The organism is Brunnivagina elsteri CCALA 953 (genome assembly GCF_002289455.1).
Lineage (GTDB): Bacteria > Cyanobacteriota > Cyanobacteriia > Cyanobacteriales > Nostocaceae > Brunnivagina > Brunnivagina elsteri.
Map to the genome: position 1 here is coordinate 1 of NZ_NTFS01000021.1, position 20,181 is coordinate 20,181.

The window sequence follows — 20,181 nt, forward strand, 5'->3', positions numbered from 1 at the left end:
ATCCGTACACAAAAAGGGAAACCATGTGATTGGAAAGGTTATAAAGCAGTTCGCTTACACGATTTGCAAGCGATCGCTGCCTCATTCCAAGAAAATAGCATCGTAATCAATTGGGTAAACAATCAACCTCTAGCTCCTATACTCACTTGTCTTGGAGATGGACACGACGGAATTTGGAATATTATCCGTGAGTTTACCCCAGAATATGAGCGGCGTGAAATACTTGATTGGTTCCATCTAATGGAAAATCTACATAAAGTTGGTGGTTCTATGCAAAGGATAAACCAAGTCAAAGGATTTCTGTGGCAAGGAAAAGTGGATGATGCGATCGCTTGTTTTGGTGACTGCACGCTCAAACAAGCTGAGAATTTTTGCACTTATCTTGAAAAACATCGACACCGTATCGTCAATTATCAATATTATCAAGCTGAACAAATTTGCTCTATTGGCTCTGGCGCTATTGAATCTACCGTTAAACAAATTGACCGTCGGACGAAAATTTCTGGCGCACAATGGAAAATCGAGAACGTTCCTCAAGTCATTGCTCACCGTTGTGCTTACCTTAATGGATTAATCTTTGCTCGCTAAATAAAAAGTGGGATGCTCCCAATTCTCTGTTCCTTTTGCTTGGACAGTAATGTCAGCTTTACTATTAGAAGACAATATGCCAAAACTTGCTACAGTTGATGAATTGAAAAAACTAAAAATTGGTGCCGTCAATGGAACAACTACAAGAGGTATATTGAATAATGCTTACTCTTCAATTCACAAAGAAATTGTAGGTTTAAAAGACAATGAGGATGGCATGCATAAGTTTAAAAGTGGTGGTAATAAAGATGCTATAGATATATATTTTAATGATGAAATAATTTTGTTAAATTTTTTAAAAGAATTAAATCAAGAAGCTGGAAAAGAAAAATATTCTATTCGACCAAGTAATATTGGTTTTGAAGAGTATGGTTTGATAGTATATCGTACAAATAAAGCTGGAAATGCTGATTTACTAAGTAAAATAAATTATTTTCTTCAACAAGAATCTGAGATTAAAGATATTGAAAATACAAAACTAAAAATATTAAATAATGATGATTTTAAAAAGTTTTTTAATGATGATTTAATGCCTCTACGTAGAAATAAGTGGAAGCCAATATTTACTGTCTTGCTTGTAGTAATAATAATTGCTCCTGTGGGAATATTTTTATGTTTCAGAAAAAATAAAGGTAAAACAAAAACAAATCAAAGTCTTAATCTTTCAGAAAATTACATACCCTTTGAAGAACCAGCAAAATATGATTCTTCAATACCCCAAGTACATGTTAATTTCCACAACATCACTCAATCTAATAGCACAAGAGATATGACAAATAATAACTTCGATCAGAGAAATCCGGGTATTATGAATGTTGGCAACCAGGGAACAAACGAAGGTAGCATAACTCAGCAAATTAACCAAAATAGATTTACATCTGAACAAAAGCAAGATTTAGGAAAATTTGCAAAAGATATACAGAGTATTTTAGAAAAACTTGAAAAAAATAACCCGAATACGACTCAAAATGAAAAACAAAATATAGTCTCTTATGAAATTCCTAGAGAGCAAAGAAGTAGGATTGTTAGAGCTTTAAAAGCTGGAGGAGAGGAAGCACTGAAAGAGGTTCTTGATAATCCTTATCTTAACGTTGCAATAGCAATTGTTAAAGAATGGCAGAATGAAGAGTATAAATAAATGATCGATTAAAGATTTTTATCGTGATTTCAAGCATGTATAGACGCTATATATTTCGTCTATACAGGCTAAAACTTGAACACCAAATGCGATCGCACTCGTCTTCACAATACATATATTCTCAAATCGCAAAAGCGAATTATCAAAGCTTGATTAAAATTTAGATTTATGAATAACTAGCAATTCTTCTCTAATTGATAATGGTTGATACCCCAATAAAAAAGCCTTAGAACTATCAAATGAAACATCTTGAGGACGAACTGCGGACATTTTTACATCCGCTTGAAGACATGCTTTTAAATTAGTTGCAGTCAGATTAAAAATTTCCACCATTAACTTACCAAATTCATAGCGGGAAATCCTTTCTTTTCCACCTAAATGAATAATCCCATTCAGATTTTTTTCTAATACTAATAAAAGCCCTTTTGCTGCACTTATTCCACTTGTTGGTGTGCGAAATTCATCAATAAATAAGTTTAATTCTTTGCCTGCTTCTAAAGTTTGTATAAATCCCTGCATAAAGCTTGTCGCAGTGGGTGTTTTTGCACCAAACATTAATGGCATTCTGCATATAGCTGTTAAAGGATGTTTTGCTAACATTCCTTGTTCTGCTAAAACTTTCTGTTCTCCATAAAGATTTAGCGGATTGACTATATCTGTTTCTTTGTAAGGTGCATTTTTGCCATCGAAAACCAAATCAGTTGATGTAAATGCTAGAGGTATTGATTTCTCTTGACAAAGTTCGGCAATATTTATCGATGTCGTGACGTTGACTTGGTAAGATTCTTCTGGATGATTCTGACAGTAATTTGGTTGAGATATGGCAGCAGTGTGAATTACTGCATCAGGTTTAACTTCATCAAATAATTGTTTGAGGATGTTGCGATCGCAAATACCTACTCTACTGCATTTTACTCCAGGAATTTCTATGCTGTGGAAGAAATATGTCCCGTAAACTTCCCATTTAGTTTGTGCAGCTTGGCAAATATGATACCCTAAAAAACCACTTACCCCTGTTATTAAAAGTCTTTTCATTTCGGTATCCGAATATAGGTTAGATTCAAACATCTTCATCATATCGGCGCGGTGTATAAACCCAGACATCCCCATTGTTACGTGAGATAATGCGGGTTTTGCTGGAACCAATCAGAATTACCGTTCGCATATCTGCGTCTTCTGGTGCTAATTGCTCCAGGGTTATAACTTTCATCTTTTCTCCCTTCCTGCCCAAATTACGGGCTAATACAACCGGAGTATTTGGATTTCGATAGCGTAGTAAAATATCCTTTGCTGCTGTCAGTTGCCAGGTACGTTCTTTAGATACAGGATTGTAGAACGCGATCGCAAAGTCTCCTTGGGCTGCGGTGGTAATCCTTTGTTCTATAATTGACCATGACTTCAGGATGTCTGACAGGGAAATTACGCAGAAATCATGTCCCAAAGGTGCGCCAATTCTAGATGCTGCGGCTTGCATTGCCGAGATTCCCGGTGCAACTTGAATTTCGATGCTGTTCCATTCCTGTTTAAGGCTGTAATCTAATGCTTCAAATATGGCTGCTGCCATTGCGTAAATACCGGGGTCGCCCGAAGATACAACTGCTACGTATTTCCCCGTAGCTGCCAAATCTAAAGCTGATTTTGCCCTGGCTAATTCTTCCCGATTATCAGACTCATGTCGTTGTTTCCCATCACTGAGAGAACCGAGTAAATCTAGGTAGGTTTTGTAACCAACTAAATCTGTTGCTGCTTTAAGAATTTTCTTGACTTGGGGAGACATCCACTGACTAGAACCTGGTCCAATTCCAATAATAGCTAGCTTTCCTTGGGGTTGTCCGATGGTGGTAGAATCGATGAGTTGGGGTGAAATGGCAATTTCTATTGTTGGGGATGATAAAATTAAGTCACCTCCTACACCGACAGCAGTAAGTACCGATGCTTGGGTTGGGGTATAATCTTTTGAGAGAAATGGTTCTAACTGAGTTGGAGTAAAAAAGCGGGCAGGAATTCCCAAAGCTTCTGCGATCGCATGGATTCGAGTATCGTTAGCAATGGTGTTTGGTGCAAATATCCCCGCAATCGATGCAGATGCAAGGTTTGCTGTTGCTAATTTTTCTTGAATAAGGGGAATTAATTCATCTGCCGTAAATTCTGTGGTGCTATCGATTGCGATCGCTAAGGTGGTTGGATGATAAACTAGGCGTTGGGGAGTGGAAGCAATTAATTTTTCTGTAATTAAAATACTAAGTTTGCTATTTGGATCGATTGGTATGGTAGTTAACCAAGGAGCATTTCCCTCCAATTTCACCTTTGTACCCGCAAGCATTTCCGAGGTAAAAGACTTGGCATATTCCGGGTTTTCCAAGCGATAACCAGGGGGAGGATTTTCGAGTACCATCCCAAATCGCACATCCCCCGTGGTGGTAATTGCCGCTTTTACGTTTAAAGCTATGGCAATTTGTCGTGCTAAATCATTAACCCCATTCAATCCCCCCAATAATGGCACAACTGCACTACCATCCTCCGCAACAGCTAATACTGGTGGTTCCTGACGTTTATTAGAAAGCATTGGAGCAAGGGTTCTAATCAAAATTCCAGCCGCACAAATCCCAATAATTGGTCTACCTTCAGCAAATAATTCCCGTAATGTATCACCAAAATTGCTGTAATTTATATCAACATTAGATGTGCGATTTGTCAAGCCGTAAATAGTGGAACCTGGGAGAATACTAGTGATTTTTTTCGCTACAGGTAAGCTGTTTTGACCTAAGATGATAACTGCTGGTGATGATTGGACTGTCATTAGGATTTTTGATAAAAAAGAGGAATTCAGAAGTTAGAATTCAGAATAGATTATGGATAATTTTAATCAGATGTAGCACAGATGGAAATAACTAAACCCATTACTAGAAATTGTTTTGTGCAAAGAAGCATCTCCCCAGCAACTTCTCTCCGCGAAACTTTGCGCTTAACTCTGCCGTTCGCTTTTAGCGTTCCGGAAGGGTAGTTTTGCGGAAGAATAATCTCCCGCAAACTTCTCTCTGCGAACCTCCGCGTTGAAAAGCCAAACTCCAAGCCAATTTTAGTATACATTCACCAGTTACACAAAATGCAAATGGGTATTCTAATCTCTGACTCCTGAATCCTTCTCTAATGATTAAATCAGAACCGTCTCACAGCTATCAGCAAACCGAAAACAATGCTTTAAAAATCGACTTGGAATCTCCAAATTACCACCAAAATGTACATGTAAATAGGATGCATGAACTTGATGAATTTGCCAACCTTCCGATTTGAAGTTTTGGGAATCATACCCTAATTGCATAGTAAACAATGGGTTTTGTGGTTCCAAATTTAATGTCGAACGGTGAAATTCATGTCCTCGAATTTTAGAACCCCTAGAAATCATTGGACTATCTTGCATTGCGATCGCGTTTCTGTAACCTAACGTCAAGCGTTTCCCCATTACAGCCGTTGATGGGATAATTCCCACCATTGGGTGAATATTTCCGGAAAAATCGATAATTCGCTCACACAGGTACATTAAACCACCACATTCCCCATAGGTTGGTATTCCCCGAAAAATCGCATTTTCTACCGCTTTCCTACCTTGATAATTGTCAGCCAATTCTGCGGCAAAAACTTCCGGAAAACCACCACCAAAATATAATCCCTGTACATCTTCCGGTAATTTGGTATCTTTTAAAGGACTCCAATTTACCAAATCTGCACCCAAACTTCGTAATATATCTAAATTATCAGGATAGTAAAAATTGAAAGCCGAATCACGTGCGATCGCAATCCTAATTTTGCTTGCTAAATTAGAATCTTCTTCAACCTCACCATCTACTTTACTCACCATTAACGGTAATAACTTCCCCCAATCAAAACAAGATTCTCCCAATTGGGCAAGTTGTTCTACCACAGTATTCAGATTTTCCAATTCATTACTAGGGATTAAACCCAGATGTCGATCGGGAATTGTGATATTATCCTGACGACGGAGAACACCTAAAATAGGTAAATGCAAAGGTTTCAGCGCATCCGTCAATAATTCCAAATGGCGATCGCTACCCACACGATTGAGGACAAAACCTGCTATTTTAATTCTAGGGTCAAAAGTTTTGTAACCATGTGCGATCGCGGCAACCGAACGGGATAATCGACTGCAATCTAATACCAAAACCACAGGCAAATCCAAAAGTCTGGCAATATGTGCTGTACTTGCATAGTCATTTCCGCCAGCAGCACCATCAAATAAACCCATCACGCCTTCTATTACAGCATATTCTGCATTTTTGCTATGGCGAATAAAACATTGCTGTACATAAGATTCTGAAGTCAGAAATGGATCGAGATTACGACAAGGAAGATTTGTAATATACCCGTGAAACATGGGATCGATGTAATCTGGTCCCACCTTAAAGGATTGCACCTTTTGGTTACGATTTCTCAATGCCGACAATAACGCCAGAGTTACCGTTGTTTTGCCGACACCACTTCGTTCCCCAGCGATAATAATTGCCATACCTGTTGCAGTTCAAAAATAAAATTAAGAATAAATAGGTAATTATTGTAACAGGTAAAGGTAATTTTTGTATCCCACCCTGACCCACGAATAATATAATTGATAAGTCTGTGATTGAGATATTTTATTTTCTGGAAACTCCTAATCCATCTGATTAACAATCAGCAAATACACAAATATATATCTCTTTCTTTCCTCTTACCTTGGCGTACTTGGCGGTTCAAAAACTTCTACAATTTAAACCAGATTCCGATATAATCAAAAAGAGTTACAAAAAGTTCCAACATTTTTAATTATCACCTATTATGCATCGTCTCGCAACTACACCAGGGGGATGGAACCCATCAGAACAAAGTGTAACCTTAATTGAGCAACAACCCGCTCCAATTGTTATTATTACTGCCGCAGATACCGACATTCAAACATTATCGGCTGTCGTCAATCAATTACCCGATGATTTTCCTGAAATCCGAGTCATAAACCTACTGCAACTCCAACAACAAATTACCATAGATAGCTATGCAGAAGATATTCTCAGTACAGCAAAAGTCATTATTTTAAGATTACTTGGTGGTACTGCTTATTGGAGTTATGGATTAGAAGTTGTTGAAGAAACAATTAAAGAATCAAATACAAAACTAATTGTACTACCAGGAGACGAAAGACCAGACCCAAATTTAATTAGTCATTCTAATGTTTCTCTAAAAGAAGTTAGTTTAATTTGGGAATATTTTAATGAAGGTGGATTAGAAAATTATCGAAACTTACTCAAGTATATCTCCAGCAATTTTCTCAATCAAACCTATAACTTTAACCCACCTCAAAAAGTACCGAGAGTCGGAATATATAAACCACACAAAGATATTTATCAACCCTTATATAATAGTGGTCATAGTCAAGTTGGAATTTTATTCTACCGTGCCCATTATTTAGCTGCCAACACAAAAGTAATCGATGCACTTTATCAAGCATTAATAGCTAGAAAATTGATTCCAGTTCCCATATTTGTTTCTTCCCTCAGAGAACCCGACGTACAAAATGAACTATTAAAATATGCTAGCAATGGTATCGAAATCTTATTAAACACCACAAGCTTTTCCCTAGCAAAAATAGAATCAGAAACACCACAGGTAGAACTATGGGAAAAACTCAATGTACCAGTATTGCAAGTAATATTAAGTAGTAGCAGTAAAGAACAATGGGAATCGGGATTTCAGGGATTAACACCAAGGGATATGGCAATGAATGTTGCGTTACCCGAAGTCGATGGAAGAATTATTACTAGGGCAGTTTCCTTTAAAACATTACAAACCCAAAATTCATTATTACAAACCGATGTAATTAGCTACGAACCAGTTAATTCTCGGATAGAATTTGTGGCTGATTTAGCAAAAAATTGGGTAAAACTACGGCAAACTCCACCACAAAAGCGAAAAATTGCCCTTATTTTAGCCAACTATCCTAACCGTGATGGACGATTAGCAAATGGAGTCGGATTAGATACCCCAGCTAGTTGTATTCAGATTTTAAAAGCTTTGAAATTAGCTGGATATATCGTTGAAAACATTCCCGAAACAGATATAGAACTCATTCAAATATTAACATTTGGAGTTACTAACGATAAAGAAGGATACGATATCAGAAATATTCGCCAATCCCTATCAGGAGATGAATATTTAGCTAACTTTACAAACCTATCAACAGCAGTTCAAACAGGAATTAAAAACCGTTGGGGTTTACCCGAAATCAACAATTCATTTCCCATCGCTGGAATCCAATTAGGAAATGTATTTGTGGGAATACAACCAGCACGAGGTTACGATAATGATCCATCTTTAAATTACCATGCACCAGATTTAGAACCACCCCACAATTATTTAGCTTTTTATCAATGGGTAAAAACCTGCTTTGGAGCAGATGCAATTGTTCATGTCGGTAAACATGGAAACTTAGAATGGTTGCCCGGTAAAACTGTAGCATTGTCAGAGAATTGTTACCCCGAAGCAGTATTCGGAGCAATGCCCCATTTATACCCTTTTATTGTTAACGATCCAGGAGAAGGTTCCCAAGCCAAAAGACGCACACAAGCGGTAATAATCGACCATTTAACACCCCCCATGACACGTGCAGAATTGTATGGTGGTTTGCAGCAATTAGAAGGGTTAATAGATGAATATTACGAAGCACAAACATTAGATCCTTCCCGCTTACAATTAATTAGCGATCGCATATCCAAATTAATCATCCAGGAAAACCTACATCAAGATTTGGGAATCGATATTTCCCGTCTCGATGACATGGCAATTTCCACATTTTTAAATAGTGCCGATGGTTACTTGTGTGAATTAAAAGAAGCACAAATACGCGATGGATTACATATTTTTGGTCAATGTCCCCAAGGCAACCAACTCAGAGACTTGATTGTTGCGATCGCGAGGAATCCCAGTGCCAATAGAATCGGATTAACCCGTGCGATCGCTCAAGATTGGCAATTGGATTTTGACCCGCTCACTGCTGATTTAAGTCAAGAATATGTAACTATTATTAATCATAAAAACTGCCGAATTATTGGTGATATCGTCGAAGTAATTGAAGAATATGCAGCAGAATTAATCACCCACATTATCGAAAATCAAGAATTAACTCCAATTGGTAATCAAACAGCAAAAGAATTAAATTGGATAAGTAATTATTTACTCCCATCACTCAAACAAACTAACCGAGAAATCATTAACTTACTAACAGGATTAGATGGGAAATATATCCCTAGTGGTGCATCAGGTGCCCCAACTAGAGGCAAACCAGAAGTATTACCCACAGGAAGGAATTTTTACTCAGTTGATATTCGCGCTATCCCCACAGAAACAGCTTGGGATATTGGTAGAAAAGCAGCAGAAATATTAATAGAAACATATACCCAAGAACATGGAGAATATCCACAAACATTAGGATTATCAGTTTGGGGAACATCTACCATGCGAACCGGGGGAGATGATATTGCCGAAGCTTTAGCATTACTCGGAGTTAAACCTGTTTGGGATGGAATATCTCGAAGAGTCGTAGATTTTGAGATTTTACCTACTTCAATATTAGGTCGTCCCCGTGTAGATGTTACATTAAGAATATCAGGATTTTTTCGCGATGCTTTTCCTAATTTAATCGATTTATTTGATAGTGCAGTTGTCGCAGTTGCAAACTTAAATGAAGCTCAAGAAATCAATCCTTTAGCTGCAAAAGTAATCATAGAAACAGAACATTGGCAAACCCAAGGATTAACAAAAGAACAAGCAAATACCCGCGCATTATATCGAATATTCGGCTCCAAACCAAGTGCTTACGGTGCAGGATTACAAGGATTAATTGAATCACAAAATTGGACAGACGAAGACGATTTAGCCCGTGCTTATATTAATTGGAGTGCCTATGCTTATACCAGCAAAGCAGAAGGAAAATCAGCACCAGAAGCATTTAATCAACGTTTACAGAACATGCAAATTGTCCTCCAAAATCAAGACAATCGCGAACATGACATCTTAGATTCAGATGACTACTATCAATTCCAAGGTGGTTTAACTGCTGCCATTAAATCAATTTCCGGTAAAACCCCCGAAACCTACTTTGGTGATAATTCCCGTCAGCAACAGCCAAAAATAAGAAAATTAAGTGAAGAAATTACCCGTGTTTATCGTTCCAGAGTAATTAACCCGAAATGGATTACTGGAGTCATGCGTCATGGTTACAAAGGAGCTTTTGAAATGGCAGCAACTTTAGATTATTTATTTGCCTTTGATGCTACCACCAATTGCGTTGCCGATTTCATGTATCAAGGAATAGCCGAAGCTTATTTATTCGATGAAAAAGTACAAGAATTTATCCAACAAAACAACCCTTGGGCATTACGAGATATGGCAGAAAGACTATTAGAAGCAAATCAACGCAAGCTATGGGAAAACGTGTCAGAGGAAACCTTAGATAAATTACGTAACTTAGCGAATCAAGCTGAAGGAGTGATTGAAGAGAGAATTTAAATATTACTGAATTGAAGTTTATTTACTATGTTGGATTAAGCAATAAATGTGTGGGAATGAAGCGGTATTTTTCCTAATCTTCTGTCTTAATATTTTCCCAGTTACTTAGACACATCCAGAAAATAAAATATCCCAACTACACATAGTATGTTTTGCTTGGATTCAATATAAATAAGGGCAAACAATCATTTGCCCCTACAATGAAAAGAGAATTTATTTCTTGGTGTTAACTTAGGTAATTAAACCAAAATAATAAATTGAATCAGCTTAACCTAATTTTAAATTACGTGAATTTTATGCTGGAATCTTATCACTTTGTAGTTGCTCGTTACTTAATAAACAACCATCTTCCATATTGACAATGCGGTCGGCAATGTCCAAAATTCTGTTATCATGAGTAACGAGTAAGATTGTGCAACCTTGTTCCTTAGCGAGATATTGCATGAGTTCTACAACATCCCGTCCTGATTTTTTATCTAATGCTGCTGTTGGTTCATCTGCTAAGACAATTTTCGGATTGGCAACTAATGCACGAGCGATCGCAACTCGCTGCTTTTGTCCACCTGATAAATTATCTGGATAGTAATTAAGACGCTTCTCCAATCCAACAGCTTCCAAAATTTGTGCTGCTTTCTCTTTTCTTTGATGATGGCTAAAATCATGTAATTCCAAGGACATCTCCACATTTTCTTGAGCAGTTAAACTATTGAGTAAGTTATGCGATTGGAAAATATAGCCAATTTGTCGTCGTGTTTGTAGCAAGAAACTTGTTGAAGCTCGACAAAGTTCTTGTCCCATAATTTTTAAACTCTCTTGCTGTGGAGAACGTAATCCACCAATCAAAGTTAATAGGGTAGTTTTTCCAGACCCAGATGGACCTGTCATAATCAAAATTTCACCGATATTAATTGTTAAATTTATATCGAATAAAACTTGTTTGCGTAAATTACCTTTGCCAAAATAATGGTTTAAACCTTCGATAGAAATAACAGGATGATTAGTCATGTTCTAACAATAATTTGTATATAAAATTACTATAAAATATCTGCGGGGTCTGCGGAACGCAACTTGCTAGATGCGATCGCACCGGAAACGACACACATCACAATCGTCAACACAAAAATCTGGATAACCCGGTCTATGGGCATTATTAGGGGTAAACTAGTAGCATTGCGTGTTATTCCATACAAACCAATGGAAATTAAACATCCAGGAAAATATCCGCATATCGCTAAAATAATCGCTTCTTGAAACACTACCCCTAATAAGTCGAGATTGCTATAACCCATTGCTTTGAGGGTTGCGTATTCTGCTAAATGGTCATAAAAGATAACGGGATTGGATTTGACTTAGAAAAAATGCATACTGGCTTTGGTATCCAAGGAATGATGGAACGGGTGCAACTATTGGGTGGTAAAATTGATATTAAAACAGACAGGGCAGAAGGTACGCAAATTCAAGTTATACTCCCGTTATGATTCGTATTCTGCTTGTAGATGACCAAGATATTTTTCGTCAGGGTTTAGCTGCACTACTTTCGGTTGAATCTGATTTAGAGGTAATTGGACAAGCAAGAAATGGTTCCGAAGCGATCGCACTTGCAATGACACTCCAACCCCATGTAATTTTAATGGACGTGCAAATGCCTGTTTGTAATGGAGTACAAGCAACCCGTGAAATCCATCAAAATTATCCCTGGATTCGGATTCTCGTTTTAACGACTTTTGATGATGATGAGTATATTTTGCAATCTCTCCAAGTTGGTGCATTAGGCTACTTACTCAAACGCACTCCATCGCAAGATATAGCTGCTGCTATTCGCTCCGTTTCTCAAGGATATAGCCAGTTAGAACCAACAATTGCCCTGAAAGTTTTTTCTCAACTCAAGCCTACACAATCTTTCTCAAATACATACCAAAAATTACTGAGTAAGCGGGAATTTGATGTATTAAAACTTGTTGGACAAGGAAAAAATAATCAAGAAATTGCTCAAGAATTATTTCTGAGTGAGGGAACTGTAAAAAATTATGTTACCACTATTTTAAGCAAGTTAGAAATGCGCGATCGCATTCAAGCAGCACTATGGGCACAGCAAAATTTAGTTTGATTTAATATTTAACAGCTAATACCAATTCTTTGTGAAGCTGCACATTATTTCGATTCCTCTCAACCTCCCCTTACTAAGGGGAGGTGCCACAGGCGGTGGGGTTATTTTATGCATCTTCATATTAAAATGGTATAAGTAGAACAAACTCAACTTAGGAACGCGGATTAAATAAAGTGCAAAAGTATCAAAAGTAGGGTGTGTTAGCGCAGCGTAACGCACTATTCCAAATCAAATCGAAAGTTGTAGGTTATTAAATCCTCATTCCTTACTAATTTTACTTAGGAATGCAAATTTAATAAACTGCAATTCAGATTTGATTTGCGAATGGTACGTTAGGCTAACACATCCTACTTTTGCACTTTATTTAATCCACATTCCTTAATAGCATTTAATCGAAATCAAGATTAGCGATCGCGTTTATCAGAACGACGCGCTCCAGGTTTCTTCCCACCAGACTTTTGACCACCAACTACGGTTCGTGCTGCTGAATTCCCACCAGAGCGAGATGTACGTTGAACCTGTCCAGTTTTCGGTCTATTTTTACCTTGAGTTGATTCAGTATTGTAATGTTGATTAGAGACAAAACCTGCGATCGCTTCTCTTGGCAACTTCTGGGCAATCAATTTTTCAATATCCATCAACAATGGATGTTCATCAGCACACACCAATGATACAGCCTCACCTTTGGCACCAGCACGACCAGTACGACCAATTCGATGCACATAATCCTCTGGTACATTCGGCAAATCGTAGTTAACTACATGGGGCAAATCGCTAATATCAAGACCCCTTGCAGCAATATCTGTCGCAACTAATACCTGTAAACTCCCACTTTTGAACTTTGATAGGGCAAAAGTACGTGCCGTCTGACTCTTATTCCCGTGGATTGCCAGCGCTTGAATCCGGTCTTCTGTCAACTGCTTCACCAAACGGTCAGCACCATGCTTGGTACGAGTAAACACCAGCACTTGATACCAATTATCTTGTTTAATCAGATGGGCAAGCAATTGACGCTTCTTGTCGTAATCCACCTGATATACTTTTTGTGCCACCGTATCGGCAGTCACATTGCGTTGTGCCACTTCAATCATCGTCGGATTATTCAGCAACCCCGCAGCAAGTGCCTTAATTTTCTCCGAAAATGTCGCGAAAAATAGCAAATTTTGTCGCTGTTTGGGCAAGAGCGAAAGGATGCGACGAATATCACGAATAAACCCCATATCCAGCATTCGGTCGGCTTCATCTAACACCAAAACCTCAATCTCTGACAGGTTTACAGTACCCTGCTGTACATGGTCTAAAAGCCTTCCTGGAGTGGCAACGAGAATATCTATACCATTTCGCAAACGCCGTTTTTGCGGATTAATACTCACACCACCAAACATCGCCATCGATCGCAAATTTGAGTACTTACCATACTCATACACACTTTCCTGTACCTGTGCGGCGAGTTCGCGAGTTGGGGTCAAAATTAGCGCCCGAATTCGTGGGTATGTATCAGGAGTTTTCTCTATGCCATTATCAGCCGAAGATAATCGATGCAGAAGCGGCAGGGTAAAGCTTGCCGTTTTCCCAGTACCAGTTTGGGCACCAGCTAATATATCACCACCCGACAACACAGCCGGGATTGCCTGCATTTGAATTGGCGTGGGTTTTGTGTATCCCCGCTCAGTGACAGCACGAATAATTTCATTGGACAAGCCGAGTGTAGAAAAAGACATAGTACTCCAGAAGTAACATCGGCCTGTCGCTTTCGGGCGGCATCAGTCTGAGGCGGACGGGTTTTAGTTTGAAGGGCTGGATTGATAGGCAGTAACGCCAAGACTGAAAGCGAGTGCCGCAGTTCAGGATTATAACAGAGTTTAGTACCTTGTGCTGTTAAAGTTCCTTTGCTGATAATTCAAGCAAAATTTAGCTGAGTTCCTAATTGATTTTAGAGATAACCTTGGCTAAGTCAAAGTCATTTTGTGTCAACCCCCCAGCATCATGGGTTGTGAGAGTAATATTCACTTTGTTATAAGAAATCTCGATATCAGGGTGATGTCCTGCTGACTCCGCAGGTTCCACTAACTTATTTACAAATGCGATCGCATCGATAAAATCTTTAAATTTACGCTGACAAAGGAGTTTTTTCCCTTCTACTGTCCAGCCATTAAGGTTTTTAACTTGTTCTTCAGCTTGGGATTCACTTAGTAGTTGCGCCATAGCAGCAATTCCACTTTAATATTTTTACTTCTAATATCTTTACATATCACGATTCACTATAAGCTTAAAATAACTTTTACTCTCTGCGCCTATATGTGAGACAAATACCATAAACCCGAATTCTGCTACTTTAGAATTATCAGTTACAAATTCAAACTAAAAAAGGTATATATAAAACTATCCGCTCTTATTTAAATCGGACGACTTAAATAAGAGCGGTCTAGTCGGGTCTTCAGGTTATAACCAGACTGCCGGAAGAAACTCCAGGCTATCTAGGAAATTAAGCTAACTCAATTTGACTGAGATAACTTCTAGAGAACAGTTCCGGCGCACAGCCGGCTAACTATAACCTGACGACCCACGGATATACTACTTTCTATCATGGGCATCACCTCCTTGTTGCCTAAACGGTCTTTATCTCAAGGACAGAAGCTATTGCCTCTGCATGTTTGTAACTGAAAACAAATATAGCACATACTTCCTGGAACATGTCTAGTGGGGAATAAAAAAATAAAGCGATCGCAGTTTTTTATTCCCTCGCTAAGTGCCATTAAAGGACTGGATGTCTGTAAATCCTCGAATTCCTCGGTTTAGCAAGAAAGATGAGTTAACAGGTTCAGTTGCGCGTGCTATAGTAACGACTTTAATGGAAGAACCAGAGAAATTTGTAATTAAGAATCAAGGTATTTACCTGCTTACAGAAAAAGCGAGTCACTCCAAAGGAAGTGGAGGAGAAGGAATACTAACTTTGAGATTTAGTGACCCCCAAAAACATGGTTTGGTTAATGGTGGTCATACATTTCAGGCTATTCGTCAAGTCGCAGAAGATCAAGAACGACCGGAACAATGGAACCCTTACGTTCGACTGCATATTTTCGAGATGGGTAGCGCTGATTCATCGGTAATCACTGAAATGGCTGAGGGTTTGAACCGCTCCTTGCAAGTTGATAACCCTAGCTTAGAAAATTTGAGAGGAACCTTTGATGAAATTAGGAAATCTCTAGAGGGAAAGTGTGGTTATGAAGAAATTGCCTATCGTCAAGGTGACTCAGGTAATGTAGATATTCAGCAGGTTCTAATGTATATGAGCCTTCTAAACATTAAAAAATTTCCTGACAGGAAAATACATCCACACACAATTTTTAGTCAACCTAAAGTTGTTCTTAACAATTTTATTGAAGATATCAAATCTGAAGATTCTGCTTTCAAGCGTATGATACCGCATCTTCATGAAATACTTGTTCTCACAGATTTAATACAAAGATTTGCGGTAGAACAGCAGATATTAGGAAGACTCAAGGTAAGTAACGGGAAGAAACAAAATCGTATTCGTTCTGAAAAGAATAAAAATAGACAAGCATATTTTGCAGGTGGCGCAATTGAAGGACGTTTACCTGCTGGGTTACTTTATCCTATGCTGGCAGCATTTCGATCTAATATTTCCCCCAAAAGCTGGAGTGAAGGAAAATTTGAATGGCTGACGAAACCTGAAGATTTGTTAAAAGCCACTATAGAAGAGATGGCGCAGATAGTTCGACAAGAATACGACGACAACAAATCTAAACCTGCTGAGGTAGGTCGCAAAGAAGCAGCATATCGAGGTTGCTATGGTGTTTTATTTGTAGAGTTGGCACAGCGTAATTTACTGGTAAACTAGCGAACTGCAACTAGTCCCATAATTTATTTATCTAGGTCTGGTTGCACAAAACATGACTGGGAATGACCTAGAAACTGAGTTGCGATTCGCATCTCACCCAGAACTCACTTATAGTGTCACAATCGGCGCTTGGTGCGTGACACTATAAGTCTCATCGCTACGTTCAAATAGTATCCTAGTGTCACACAACGGCAATAATGCAGGAGGAAAATCCACACTGCATTTTGCCTCCCCTACGAAAAAAATATACCAATTCCACCTCAAATGTAAGTAAAACTAAATAAAAGCCCCACCTTACGGCAGGGTATAAAAAACAGAATTATCTCAAAAAGTCGAACTACCTTAGAGAGCGTTGCCGCGTGGTAGAACTTCTTCAGGGAATACAAATTTTTCGTGAGGCTGGTCTTGAGGAGCCATCCAAGCGCGGATACCCTCGTTCAACAAAATGTTCTTGGTATAGAATGTTTCAAATTCTGGGTCTTCTGCCGCACGCAATTCTTGCGACACGAAGTCATAAGCTCGCAGGTTCAATGCTAAACCAACAATTCCAATTGCGCTCATCCACAACCCAGTGACGGGTACGAAGAGCATGAAGAAATGTAACCAACGTTTGTTGGAGAAAGCAATCCCGAAAATCTGTGACCAGAAACGGTTTGCAGTCACCATTGAGTAGGTTTCTTCTGCTTGGGTTGGGTCAAAAGCTCTGAAGGTATTTGATGCTTCACTGTCTTCAAACAAGGTGTTTTCGACAGTTGCACCGTGGATTGCACATAATAGCGCTCCACCGAGTACTCCAGCAACTCCCATCATGTGGAAGGGGTTGAGAGTCCAGTTGTGGAAACCTTGAAGGAATAGTAGGAAACGGAAAATTGCGGCGACTCCAAAGCTGGGTGCGAAGAACCAGCTGGATTGACCCAAGGGGTACATTAAGAAGACGCTGACGAATACGGCAATTGGTGCGGAGAATGCGATCGCATTGTAAGGACGAATCCCTACAAGACGGGAAACTTCAAATTGACGCAGCATGAAGCCGATCAATCCAAAAGCTCCGTGTAATGCCACGAATGCCCACAAACCGCCTAATTGGAACCAACGGGTGAGATCACCCTGTGCTTCTGGTCCCCACAATAGCAATAACGAGTGTCCCATTGCATCGGCTGGGGTCGATACTGCAACTGTAAGGAAGTTACATCCTTCAAGGTATGAAGATGCTAAACCGTGGGTATACCACGAACTGACGAAGGTTGTCCCGGTCATCCATCCACCCAATGCTAAGAATGCACAGGGGAATAACAGGATACCTGACCAGCCGACAAAGACGAAGCGATCGCGCTTCAACCAGTCGTCTAGTACGTCAAACCACCCACGTTCGGGGGCGCGTCCTACTGCGATGGTCATGTTAAGTAAATCTCCAAATGTTTCTGAAATAAATAATTGCAGGTATTTTGCCTGTTTACAGACTGAAAATGAATAATTTTGTCTGCATACAGATATTTAACTGGGTTGTCAATGTTCGTTACATTTTTTTACCCGCTCTCATTATAGTAGGAGTAAATTACTAATTTTTCTAGGGGTTTTAATTTATTTTGTGACTAAATACTAGTCAGGATGGCAGAAATGCTTACCTGAGAACAGATTGCGAAATGTTAAGAATAAATTAAAAAATATTTTTAGCTTCACATATCCTTGGAGTTTTCTCCGTTAATACAGAGCGAGCGCTAGAATGATTGCTGAGAATGAAATTTTATGAAGACTAAATGTTCACTATCGATTTAACAGTAAAAAATACCGCTTTCCCGCTTTCGGTACAGCGCAAGACATCTGAAGACGCAGAAGCAATTTACCAACTTGTGATCACTGCAATGCGATCGGGAACTCCTGATATCATCGAACTCAAGTGTGAAGGAAAAGTTGAGAAAAAAATTGCTGTTCGGGCAAGTGAAATCTCTGGAATACAAGTAGGTCAAAGGGAAGGTGCGGCTGCTGCTGGCAGAACTCCTGGCTTTTTTAATGCCACAGTCGAATAGCCAACCCTGTTATTTAAAATATGGTGGAAGTTGGTATCGAAGTTAAAGATTTAAATTTTAACTGGTCTACGGGAGACGAAGTTATTAAATCTTGCTCACTCGAAGTGCCCAAGGGTGAATTTTGGATGCTTTTGGGCACTAATGGTAGTGGCAAATCAACTTTATTGCGGCTGTTGGCTGGTTTACTAGCACCTCAGTCGGGTGAAATCCGCGTCTTGCAGCCTGTTGGATTTGTGTTTCAAAACCCCGATCACCAATTGGTTATGCCTACGGTTGGTGCAGATATTGCGTTTGGTTTGGTGGAGGAAAAGCTACCACCACAAGCGATTCGTACCAGGGTTGAAGAAGCTTTGAGTGCAGTAAATTTGCAATCTCTACTACGAAGACCAATTTATGCTTTGAGTGGTGGGCAAAAACAGCGAGTTGCGATCGCAGGTGCCCTTGCCCGACGTTGCGAAGTTCTATTATTAGATGAGCCAACTGCATTACTCGATCCCGATAGTCAGTTGGAATTAGTCGTAGGTGTTCGTAAGTTAGTCAAAAGTCGCGGCATTACTGCTCTTTGGGTGACTCATCGCTTGGATGAGTTGAATTATTGTGATGGGGCTTTTCTACTGGAAAAGGGTGTTTTAATCGATCGCGGAGATGCTCAACGATTGAAAGAACGCTTGATGCAGCTAGATAATCAACCTTCCTAATTCCAGAATCCAAAATCAAAATTTATTGATTGGCAAGGTTCCCAGTAGGGGCAAACGGTTGTTTGCCCTGATTTTTATTATATTCAAACCTGATTTTATTGTATTCAAACCTGATTCTTATTATATTCAAACCTGATTTTATTAAACATCTGCGAAAATTAATGTGTATACGTAGCATTGCTAGCTCTCTACAAGGGTTTCAACTATGTATATTGTATTTAACCCAAATTAATATTTGCGCCCAATTAAGGCGCATTTGGCATTTTTATGGCTGCTTCATATCCTCAAATTGCGATCGCTTTTGTATTTTTCTCTTATGTAGCATGGTGCTACAAGATGTGTTTGGATTACTATTAGACTTATGAATAATTTTGTTAACTCTAGAAAATTGTGATTAATACCCATGTCCCGTTCACCATCACCAGCTGTCCTTTTTGTGGACGGCTACAATATCATTGGAGCCTGGTCTTGCCTTAAAAAAACTCGCGATACTGCTGGGCTTGAGGCAGCAAGGTACGAATTAGTCGAATCGATGACTAGTTATAGTGCATTTCAAGGCTATGAAACCAATATAGTGTTTGATGCTCAGTATCAAAACACTTGCGGGAGTAAGGAGGCAATTACAGAGCTAGTATCGGTATACTATACTGATTTCAATCAGACAGCTGATACTTATATTGAAAAAACCTGCGCCTCTTTCCGGTATCAAGTTGCTCAATCACTAATTTCACGGGTGATTGTTGCTACATCAGACCGCGCACAGCAGTTGATGGTACAGGGATATGGAGCGGAATGGATGTCTGCACTACAGTTGTGCTATGAAGTGCAGGCTACTGTCTGTCGGGCAAAGCAGAAGTATAATCCCCGCAAACAATCTAAGGGGCGCTTTTTAGCTCATTCTATTGATGATAAAGCACGTCAACGTCTGGCGGAATTAAGAATGGGATTGTAATGATTGTAGAAAATAGCACTATTGTGGCTCTCTAGCTATTTAGGGAGTCAACTAAGGTGCGAAAATATCTTTCCAAATACTTTCAAAAAAAACTTTTCAAAAGTACTTGCCATTTTTTATTTTTACCTCTATTATTATAAAAGTGTGTAACGCATTCCTCAGTAGCTCAGTGGTAGAGCGATCGGCTGTTAACCGATTGGTCGCAGGTTCGAATCCCGCCTGGGGAGTTTTAAAAATAGATATCAGAAATGAACAT

17 protein-coding genes and 1 tRNA gene are annotated in these 20,181 nt (G+C 39.1%); 10 read left to right on the forward strand and 8 right to left on the reverse strand.

The genetic code is table 11. The features are described 5' to 3' along the window. Together CK510_RS03340 and CK510_RS03345 are read left to right on the forward strand one after the other, a co-directional pair. On the forward strand, positions 1-588 hold a 588-nt coding region (locus CK510_RS03340; protein ID WP_143289211.1), incomplete at its 5' end, for an ISKra4 family transposase. Positions 589-595: 7 nt separating this feature from the next. Then, a complete protein-coding gene (locus CK510_RS03345) occupies positions 596-1,726 on the forward strand; it encodes a substrate-binding periplasmic protein (protein ID WP_095720343.1) in 1,131 nt (376 codons plus the stop codon). 153 nt (positions 1,727-1,879) lie between these two features. Here CK510_RS03345 and CK510_RS03350 read toward each other — a convergent pair whose 3' ends face one another. The 3 genes from CK510_RS03350 to CK510_RS03360 all read right to left on the reverse strand — a co-directional run bounded on the left by CK510_RS03350 (position 1,880) and on the right by CK510_RS03360 (position 6,251). After that, a complete protein-coding gene (locus CK510_RS03350) occupies positions 1,880-2,761 on the reverse strand; it encodes an SDR family oxidoreductase (protein WP_095720363.1) in 882 nt (293 codons plus the stop codon). Between the two features lie 25 nt (positions 2,762-2,786). Continuing rightward, positions 2,787-4,526, reverse strand: a complete 1,740-nt coding sequence (cobJ, locus tag CK510_RS03355; protein ID WP_095720344.1) for a precorrin-3B C(17)-methyltransferase — start codon at positions 4,524-4,526, stop codon at positions 2,787-2,789. Between the two features lie 354 nt (positions 4,527-4,880). Beyond that, the gene (locus CK510_RS03360) at positions 4,881-6,251 is read right to left on the reverse strand and encodes a cobyrinic acid a,c-diamide synthase CobB (protein ID WP_095720345.1); all 1,371 of its coding nucleotides are present in this window, start codon (positions 6,249-6,251) and stop codon (positions 4,881-4,883) included. 305 nt (positions 6,252-6,556) lie between these two features. Here CK510_RS03360 and cobN point away from each other — a divergent pair, with 305 nt between their 5' ends. Continuing rightward, complete coding sequence (cobN, locus tag CK510_RS03365; protein ID WP_095720346.1) at positions 6,557-10,279, forward strand: cobaltochelatase subunit CobN; 3,723 nt, start codon at positions 6,557-6,559, stop codon at positions 10,277-10,279. A 294-nt stretch (positions 10,280-10,573) separates the two neighbouring features. Here the strand turns inward: cobN and CK510_RS03370 are convergent, their stop codons facing one another. Together CK510_RS03370 and CK510_RS03375 are read right to left on the reverse strand one after the other, a co-directional pair. Further along, positions 10,574-11,284: a DevA family ABC transporter ATP-binding protein gene (locus CK510_RS03370; protein WP_095720347.1), complete on the reverse strand. Its 711-nt coding sequence runs from the start codon at positions 11,282-11,284 to the stop codon at positions 10,574-10,576. A 29-nt stretch (positions 11,285-11,313) separates the two neighbouring features. After that, entirely contained in the window at positions 11,314-11,568 is a 255-nt protein-coding gene (locus tag CK510_RS03375; RefSeq protein ID WP_095720348.1) for an FtsX-like permease family protein, read from the reverse strand. A gap of 27 nt (positions 11,569-11,595) precedes the next feature. Between CK510_RS03375 and CK510_RS03380 the strand changes: the two genes are divergently transcribed. Both CK510_RS03380 and CK510_RS03385 read left to right on the forward strand, forming a co-directional pair. Continuing rightward, positions 11,596-11,757, forward strand: coding sequence for a hypothetical protein (locus CK510_RS03380; RefSeq protein ID WP_211293075.1), 162 nt, complete (start codon positions 11,596-11,598; stop codon positions 11,755-11,757). Beyond that, positions 11,754-12,386 carry a response regulator transcription factor gene (locus CK510_RS03385; RefSeq protein WP_095720349.1) on the forward strand — a complete coding sequence of 211 codons (633 nt, stop codon included), beginning with the start codon at positions 11,754-11,756 and terminating at the stop codon, positions 12,384-12,386. The genes CK510_RS03380 and CK510_RS03385 overlap by 4 nt, the downstream gene beginning before the upstream one ends. 404 nt (positions 12,387-12,790) lie before the next feature. Here CK510_RS03385 and CK510_RS03390 read toward each other — a convergent pair whose 3' ends face one another. Together CK510_RS03390 and CK510_RS03395 are read right to left on the reverse strand one after the other, a co-directional pair. Further along, positions 12,791-14,107 carry a DEAD/DEAH box helicase gene (locus tag CK510_RS03390; RefSeq protein ID WP_095720350.1) on the reverse strand — a complete coding sequence of 439 codons (1,317 nt, stop codon included), beginning with the start codon at positions 14,105-14,107 and terminating at the stop codon, positions 12,791-12,793. A 202-nt stretch (positions 14,108-14,309) separates the two neighbouring features. Next, positions 14,310-14,591: a 4a-hydroxytetrahydrobiopterin dehydratase gene (locus CK510_RS03395; RefSeq protein ID WP_095720351.1), complete on the reverse strand. Its 282-nt coding sequence runs from the start codon at positions 14,589-14,591 to the stop codon at positions 14,310-14,312. Positions 14,592-15,153: 562 nt separating this feature from the next. Here CK510_RS03395 and CK510_RS03400 point away from each other — a divergent pair. After that, the gene (locus tag CK510_RS03400) at positions 15,154-16,248 is read left to right on the forward strand and encodes an AIPR family protein (protein ID WP_095720352.1); all 1,095 of its coding nucleotides are present in this window, start codon (positions 15,154-15,156) and stop codon (positions 16,246-16,248) included. A 342-nt stretch (positions 16,249-16,590) separates the two neighbouring features. On the opposite strand, the gene psbD is transcribed toward CK510_RS03400, so the two are convergent. Continuing rightward, entirely contained in the window at positions 16,591-17,646 is a 1,056-nt protein-coding gene (gene psbD, locus CK510_RS03405) for a photosystem II reaction center subunit D2 (RefSeq protein WP_095720353.1), read from the reverse strand. A gap of 359 nt (positions 17,647-18,005) precedes the next feature. Between psbD and CK510_RS03410 the strand changes: the two genes are divergently transcribed. The 4 genes from CK510_RS03410 (at position 18,006) to CK510_RS03425 (ending at position 20,152) form a co-directional block, all read left to right on the forward strand. Continuing rightward, a complete protein-coding gene (locus CK510_RS03410) occupies positions 18,006-18,275 on the forward strand; it encodes a UPF0367 protein family (protein ID WP_095720354.1) in 270 nt (89 codons plus the stop codon). Between the two features lie 20 nt (positions 18,276-18,295). Then, complete coding sequence (locus tag CK510_RS03415) at positions 18,296-18,973, forward strand: ABC transporter ATP-binding protein (RefSeq protein WP_095720355.1); 678 nt, start codon at positions 18,296-18,298, stop codon at positions 18,971-18,973. 403 nt (positions 18,974-19,376) lie between these two features. After that, positions 19,377-19,925, forward strand: a complete 549-nt coding sequence (locus CK510_RS03420) for an NYN domain-containing protein (protein WP_095720356.1) — start codon at positions 19,377-19,379, stop codon at positions 19,923-19,925. A gap of 155 nt (positions 19,926-20,080) precedes the next feature. Continuing rightward, positions 20,081-20,152 (forward strand) — tRNA-Asn (locus CK510_RS03425). The last annotated feature ends 29 nt before the right edge of the window (positions 20,153-20,181 follow it).

Coding starts and splice junctions, on each gene's coding strand:
- CK510_RS03415 (WP_095720355.1), top strand. CDS start 18,296: ATGGTGGAAGTTGGTATCGAAGTTAAAGATTTAAATTTTAACTGGTCT.
- CK510_RS03375 (WP_095720348.1), bottom strand. CDS start 11,568: ATGGGTTATAGCAATCTCGACTTATTAGGGGTAGTGTTTCAAGAAGCG.
- CK510_RS03380 (WP_211293075.1), top strand. CDS start 11,596: ATGGTCATAAAAGATAACGGGATTGGATTTGACTTAGAAAAAATGCAT.
- CK510_RS03390 (WP_095720350.1), bottom strand. CDS start 14,107: ATGTCTTTTTCTACACTCGGCTTGTCCAATGAAATTATTCGTGCTGTC.
- CK510_RS03350 (WP_095720363.1), bottom strand. CDS start 2,761: ATGAAAAGACTTTTAATAACAGGGGTAAGTGGTTTTTTAGGGTATCAT.
- cobJ (WP_095720344.1), bottom strand. CDS start 4,526: ATGACAGTCCAATCATCACCAGCAGTTATCATCTTAGGTCAAAACAGC.
- CK510_RS03400 (WP_095720352.1), top strand. CDS start 15,154: ATGTCTGTAAATCCTCGAATTCCTCGGTTTAGCAAGAAAGATGAGTTA.
- CK510_RS03395 (WP_095720351.1), bottom strand. CDS start 14,591: ATGGCGCAACTACTAAGTGAATCCCAAGCTGAAGAACAAGTTAAAAAC.
- psbD (WP_095720353.1), bottom strand. CDS start 17,646: ATGACCATCGCAGTAGGACGCGCCCCCGAACGTGGGTGGTTTGACGTA.
- CK510_RS03360 (WP_095720345.1), bottom strand. CDS start 6,251: ATGGCAATTATTATCGCTGGGGAACGAAGTGGTGTCGGCAAAACAACG.
- CK510_RS03420 (WP_095720356.1), top strand. CDS start 19,377: ATGTCCCGTTCACCATCACCAGCTGTCCTTTTTGTGGACGGCTACAAT.
- CK510_RS03385 (WP_095720349.1), top strand. CDS start 11,754: ATGATTCGTATTCTGCTTGTAGATGACCAAGATATTTTTCGTCAGGGT.
- CK510_RS03410 (WP_095720354.1), top strand. CDS start 18,006: ATGTTCACTATCGATTTAACAGTAAAAAATACCGCTTTCCCGCTTTCG.
- CK510_RS03370 (WP_095720347.1), bottom strand. CDS start 11,284: ATGACTAATCATCCTGTTATTTCTATCGAAGGTTTAAACCATTATTTT.
- cobN (WP_095720346.1), top strand. CDS start 6,557: ATGCATCGTCTCGCAACTACACCAGGGGGATGGAACCCATCAGAACAA.